This window comes from Planococcus sp. CAU13 (genome assembly GCF_000775575.1).
Lineage (GTDB): Bacteria > Bacillota > Bacilli > Bacillales_A > Planococcaceae > Planococcus.
This window is the reverse complement of record NZ_JRGN01000087.1, coordinates 1-6,312: the sequence shown is the minus strand read 5'-3', so window position 1 is coordinate 6,312 and position 6,312 is coordinate 1. Positions and strand designations below refer to the sequence as shown.

At 48.6% G+C, this 6,312-nt stretch carries 4 protein-coding genes; all 4 read right to left on the bottom strand.

Going from position 1 to position 6,312, the window contains the following annotated elements; genetic code table 11:
* Window positions 1-92: 92 nt before the first annotated feature.
* The 4 genes from KW93_RS03955 to KW93_RS03940 all read right to left on the bottom strand — a co-directional run bounded on the left by KW93_RS03955 (window position 93) and on the right by KW93_RS03940 (window position 6,108).
* Entirely contained in the window at window positions 93-2,264 is a 2,172-nt protein-coding gene (locus tag KW93_RS03955; RefSeq protein ID WP_033541674.1) for a 5'-nucleotidase C-terminal domain-containing protein, read from the bottom strand.
* Window positions 2,265-2,376: 112 nt separating this feature from the next.
* Window positions 2,377-3,864, bottom strand: coding sequence for a murein biosynthesis integral membrane protein MurJ (gene murJ, locus KW93_RS03950; RefSeq protein WP_033541673.1), 1,488 nt, complete (start codon window positions 3,862-3,864; stop codon window positions 2,377-2,379).
* Window positions 3,857-4,954, bottom strand: coding sequence for a glycosyltransferase (locus KW93_RS03945; RefSeq protein ID WP_033541672.1), 1,098 nt, complete (start codon window positions 4,952-4,954; stop codon window positions 3,857-3,859). The genes murJ and KW93_RS03945 overlap by 8 nt, the downstream gene beginning before the upstream one ends.
* Window positions 4,951-6,108, bottom strand: a complete 1,158-nt coding sequence (locus KW93_RS03940; RefSeq protein WP_033541671.1) for a polysaccharide pyruvyl transferase family protein — start codon at window positions 6,106-6,108, stop codon at window positions 4,951-4,953. Before KW93_RS03940 ends, KW93_RS03945 begins: the two co-directional genes overlap by 4 nt.
* Window positions 6,109-6,312: the final 204 nt, after the last annotated feature.

Below are 6,312 nucleotides of genomic sequence, written 5' to 3'. Positions count from 1 at the left end.
ACTGCCCAGGGGGCGGCGACGGCCGCCCGAGCCAACCCAAAAAAACCGCCGGAAGCAATCTGCTTCCAGCGGTTTCTATTGTAATCCTATTCTTATTCTTCCACTTCTTCAAAGTTCGCGATGAAGACAGACAGCATTTTCGCAGCCTGAGCGCGTGAAGTAGAGTTTTGTGGCAGGAAGTCCTGGCCGATACCGATTGCGATTTCATAATCGTAGAGCATCGTGATGGCTTCTTTAGTTTCTGCATCCAATTTAGCGATGTCTTTGAATGGCGCAAGTTTATCCATTTCGTAGTCATAGCCGATGTAATCCAGCGCGCGGTTCAGCATAAGCGCGAATTGTGAACGTGTTACGTTGCTGGCAGGCATAAAGTTGTTGTTGCTGCCTTTTACAAGACCTGCTGCATAAGCGGCATTGACTTCTTTTTGAGTCGCTGCAGGAACTTTTGCAAGATCTTTAAATGGTGCTGTTTTTACATTCTCAGTCTCCAGACCCAACGTGCGGACAATGAGGGAAGCTGCCTGCGTACGCGTCAAAGAGCGGTACGGCGAGAATGTCGTAGGTGTTGTCCCTTTGATGATGCCGCGGAAATAAAGATCATCCACATATTGTTTCGACCAGTCTCTGTAGATATCAGTGAATGGTGCGGAAATCGGGTTGATGCGGTTTTCGGTTTGCGGGTTCACTTCATCAAGAGATGTAATGTGTTCAATGAACATTTCATAATCGATGTTGCCCGGCTCAGTTACACGGCCGTCTTCGTAAGCCTTACCGAATGATTCAAAGCCGTCTCCGCCTTTGGCAGTGAAAGTGTTTGTCGCTACTTTATAGCTTGCTCTTAAGTCAAGAGGCACAGTGGCATTTGGTGTTACAACGAATACTTCTGTCACTCGGGAGCCTGCAGGAGCTGCAGGGTCAAAATTGTACGACATGCCTGCAACGTGAAGGAAGCCGCCGTTTTCTTCAGGATAGTTTCTTACCGCATGCTCAAGTGCCGCAACCAGTTCTGCGCCTGTGATGTTCATGATTGCCAATGCGTTTCCGAATGGCATAACCGTCAGGACTTCGCCCACTGTGATATCGCCTGCATCAATCGAAGAGCGGATACCTCCGCCATTTTGTACAGCCATCACTGTATATGGGTCGATTTTCTGAGCAGTTGCCAGCATACCGTCAGTGATCAGGTTTCCAAGGTTCGTCTCGGAAGTGCGGACACCGCCAAGTCCTCTTGTTCCGTTCAACGGCACCAAAGCTTCAGCGCCAGTGGATTGTTCTTTAAGCTCTTTAATTTCAGCAGCATAAGGAACAAGCAGTTCAGCAGCAGCCGCATTAGCTTCAGCTGCAGCTATTTCGTGCAATTGGCCGTCATGGGTTGTGATGACGCCGTTCGCATCGAACGTTACATCCAATTGGCCCAGGAATTCACCATATTGGCCAGTCTGTACAATTACTGTCGGGGCTGTGCGTCCTGTGTAGACGAACGGCTCCTCCAATTTTGAATGCGTGTGGCCGCCGACAATTACATCGATGCCTGCAACGGCTTCAGCCAGAAGCTTGTCGTTGTCCACTTCCGCTGAATCGTCAAAGCCGATGTGTGTCAAAGCGACGATTTTGTTTACGCCCGCTGCTTCAAAAGCCGCTACCGCTTCTTTTGCCGCTTCGATGTAATTCGTGAAGGAAACGTCGCCAGGAGTTGCAAGTGTAGCAGTTTCTGCAGTCGTCAGACCAAAAATCCCGACTTCCTCGCCGTCGATTTCCTTGATGATGCCGTTGTAGATTTCACCGTTGCTGTATTCTGCCGTATACGTATTGTTTTCGAGACCCGTAAACAATGCGTCTTTCGAGAAGTCAACATTTGCCGCTACGAACGGGAAATCCGCTCCGCCGACAAATTCAGCCAACGCCGCGTGACCTTCCTCGCTTCCGCCAAGGTCGAACTCGTGGTTACCGAAGACCATGGCATCATATTTCATCAAATTCATGAACTCCAGATCAGCCTGTCCCTGAAAAGCATTGAAGTAAAGCGTTCCTGAGAACACGTCCCCTGCATCAAGCAAAAGGTTATTCGGGTTTGCCGTGCGGATCTGGTTGACGAGAGTCACGCGTTTTGCGACATTATCCAGATTTGCATGCGTGTCATTCGTGTGCATGATCGTCAGATTGAAATCCCCTTCTGCCGCATTTGCTGCCATTGGAGACTGGATTCCGATCGCACTGACTGCCAGAGCGGCAACAACAGCTGATTTGAACATTTTCCCTTTCATTAGACACCATCCCTTGTGTTTTTTTTGAGCAACTGCTGCTCCTCTATGTACTGAACTCGGCGAACAGTCATTCGATTCCATTTTATCATAAATTTTGCACAATTTGCGTAAATTATTTGTTAAGAATTGCTTTTAAATTGATTTTCAGTAACTTAATGCCTAAAAAGAATATCAGGATAATAAACACAAACGCTGCACCCACTGTCAGGAACGGTGAATCAAATGAAACGGAACGGTCATACAGCAAGGCCGCGGCTAAAATTCCTGCAAATAAAAGCAGATCCTTAAGCAGCCAGGCTTTTTCTGCAGATTTCAAACCGAGAAGACGGAAAGAGAACACCAGCAAAAGCACAAATTGGAAAGCGCTGCTGACGACTGTCGCCCAGGCGATGGCCGAAGCGCCGTATTCGCCAATGAAAGTGAGAATGACGAGCACGTTGACGCCGAATACGGACGCAATGGAAATGATGACCGGCGTCAGCGAAATTTCATGCGCATAGAAAAAGCGGGTCATGAACATATTTGCCGAGATGAAAAACAAGGATAAGCCGAATATCTGCAGCAGCGGCGCCGTCATGGCTGTCGCTTCGGCCGTGAAATTGCCGTGCTCATAAACGACTTCCACCAGCTCGGGGCCGAATAGCCACAGGAAAACAGCAGTCGGGATGAGCAGCAGACCAAGCATCCGCAGCCCTCTGAAGTAAACGGAAGAGACAAATAGCCTGTCGCCCTGCTTTACTCCTTTTGCAATCAGGGGATACAGGACAGTCGTGACGATCGTCATCAGCAGCGCCTGCGGGAATTGCGTCAATTTGGATGCATAGTTTACAGCCGACACAAAGCCGTCTGTCAGCTGAAGTGAGAAATACCGGTGGATCAGGAAATAGAACTGAATGGTTGCACCGCCGAGAATGATCGGCAGCGCCAGCCACACCATCCGTTTGATTTCCGGTGTCAGTTTCAGTCGCTTGACCGGCGCCAGTATTTTTTTCAGCCCGATATACCGGTTTAAATAAAAGACCATAAAAATGGCAGCGGCAAACGCGCCGATTCCGTATGCGACAGGACCGATGACAAAGCTCAGGGCCACTGCCGCCACCAAAAAGATGAGGTTAAAAATCAGCGATGAAAAAGTGGAAATACCGAATTTCTGACGGCTGTTGAGCACGCCGTTCATCCACGTGGAAATGATCAAAAAGAACGTGGACGGAATCATCCACAGCAATAAGCCGTTCAGCAGCATTTCATTTTCTTCCATATAACTGCTGAACAGCGCGCCGCGGAAAATCCACAGTACGGCAAAAGCACCGGCCGTCAGGATCAACGCGACGATACCGATGAATTTCAGCGAGTCACCGAGGAAACGGTCCTTGTCATCGCTGACTGACATGTAGATGGAAATGAAGGCGGTCGTCACTGCGCCGCCTATGACGATATACAAAAAATTGGGTACTGTATAAACGGTGATTATCAAATCAGCCACATCACTCGTGCCGAATTGGTATCCGATCGCCAATTCGCGCATAAAACCGAGTAACCTGGCCAAAATGTTGATAACCGCTACAGTCCCAATCGCTTTTAAAATATTTATCTTAGTCATTTGAAGAACCCATCCCTTTATAAAGGCGCAGGAGTTTGGCAGCAATCGTGCTGAAACTGTGTTCCTGAACGGCTTCCTGGATTTTCTCTTTGTCCAGATGAGTTTCTTTGTTGGTCAAAACAGCCTGTATGCCTGCCGCCAGTCCTTCGTGGTCGCCTTTTACGAACAGCACGCCGCGTTTTTCCGCCAGCAGGAATTTCAGTCCTCCCACTTCCGAACCGACAACGGGCACTCCGGCAGCCATCGCTTCCAGCGCCACGAGCCCGAAACCTTCGATATGCGAAGGCAGCACCAATACATCCGCCGCATTCATCCACCGATTGATTTCTGCCTGCGGCTGCGGATCGATGAAATGAACGTTCTGCAGACCGAGTTCACCGATTTTATTGTTCAGCTTCTCTGTAAACGCAGTATCTTTTCGAGAGCCAATCAAGTAAAGCGCGGCTTCCGGGAAGTTTTTCTGAACTTCCTTAAAAGCATCCGCCAGTTCGAGCAGGCCTTTCGCGCGGATGATGTTGCCCACATATAAAATTGCCGGTCCTTCCGCTGTTACAGGAAGACCCATCGTTTCCGAAGCCGGCAGCGGCCTGAAGATTTCCGTGTCGACGCCCATGGAAATGATATGGAGCCTGTCTTCCGGAATCGGCTGCAGCGCCAGCGCGTTTTCTTTCAGCGCCTCACCCACCACAATGACTTCATCCGCATTCTTCAGGATTTTGGCTGTCAGATTGCGGATCATCGGGCTTTTACTCGGCATCTGATCGAGATCGCCGCCGTGCGCCGTGACGGCGTATGGAATATTCCAAAGTTTTTTCGACAGCATCGCAAGGACGCCTGTCGGGAAAATATAATGCGCATGCACAACCGAAATATTTTTCCGGTTGGCGGATACATATTTCATATATCTGAAAAACCAGCCAGCGTATTTCCGGAGCAGATTGACTTTCCCTTTATCCGGATTGGCATTGGCGAGAACCGTTACATCCACACCATTTGCACGGAGCAATTCCACCTGGTTGCGGACAAAAATGCCGTAGGTCGGGTGCTTTTCAGAAGGATACATATTACTCGCTACGACAATCTGTTTCATGCCTTCACCTTCACCTTTAAATCCGGAATGAACTGATCAAGGCCCAATGTCGTTTTTTCCTTCATTTCAGCGGCCAGTTCGACAGCACGGGCGTTGGTGCCCAGCCAGTCGTGTTTGATGGCACCGACTTTTTTCGACAGGAGCGTATCGTCTTTGATCAGATCTTCGATTCGCACACAATTCTCACTGAGCTCTGCCATATTCATGAAATCGCGCACTTTGTGGTGGTATGCGATAGCGACAACCGGTGTTTCCGCATTGACCGCCAGATAAACGGAATGCAGACGGGTGCCGATGACGAGGTCCTGCTCCGCGCTGATTTCAATCAATTCCTGCGGTGTCAGGTTGTCGCGGATGATCTCGACTCTGTCCTGATTGACCATGCGCTTGTGGACGTCAATGGTCACATCGACGTCGTGCGGATACTTTGTCGAGAACAGAGTCAATTCGACATCCTGTTCTTCTATTAAATTATCCAGATTGGTCGCCATGCTCAGCACGTAATTATCGTATTTGATGTGGTCCGCTTCCGGCCAGTACGCCAGATTATAATAAGGCACCACCGTCACACCGATTTTCTTGAGAACCGGGCTTCTGTTTTTTAAATGCAATGGATCCAGTGCGAATGAAGGATCGCCCACAACTTCGATGTGGCGTTTAACGCCGATCGATTTCAGTAATTTACGGGAGATCGGGTCACGGACAGAGACGCTTTTCGCGTTTCCGGCCAACTGGCGGATAAACCATTTTCCAATTGTGGACTTCAGCGGGCCTGCGCCGCAGCTGTAGATTATGTATGGAACTTTCGCCCATTTCGCCATCATGCCGTATGAGCCGAATAATTGGGCTTCCCGGTTATAAAAGTCCATTAAAATACCCCCACCGCCGATGATGAGAAAGTCGAGTTCCCGGATCAGTGGAGAGTTCATTTTGATGGTCTCCATGAACGTCAATGTTGCAGAAGACCTTTTATAGTATAGAGGCGATGAGCTGACTCCAAAACGATTGGATGTCTGCGGCGGATTATTGCTGAAGACAACAATGTTCTTTTTTGGAATATTATAGAATTCCTCAAGCTGCTCTATGATGCCAGCCAGAATCGCTTCATCGCCATTATTATTATTGCCATAGTTTCCTACGATACCAATTTTCATTATCGAAATCTTCCTTTAGTAAACCCATTATTATTTTTACAATATACCACATTGTCGCATAAGAAGAAAGCTTGCGCCACAATATGGGACTGATGTTCTAGTATGTGACATCGGGATTTTTTCTTCTATATAAGGATGAGTGAACTATTTGTAAAATGATGAATTCTCTCCAGGCAGACGCTTTCCGCAGGGAGCGGCCTGAGC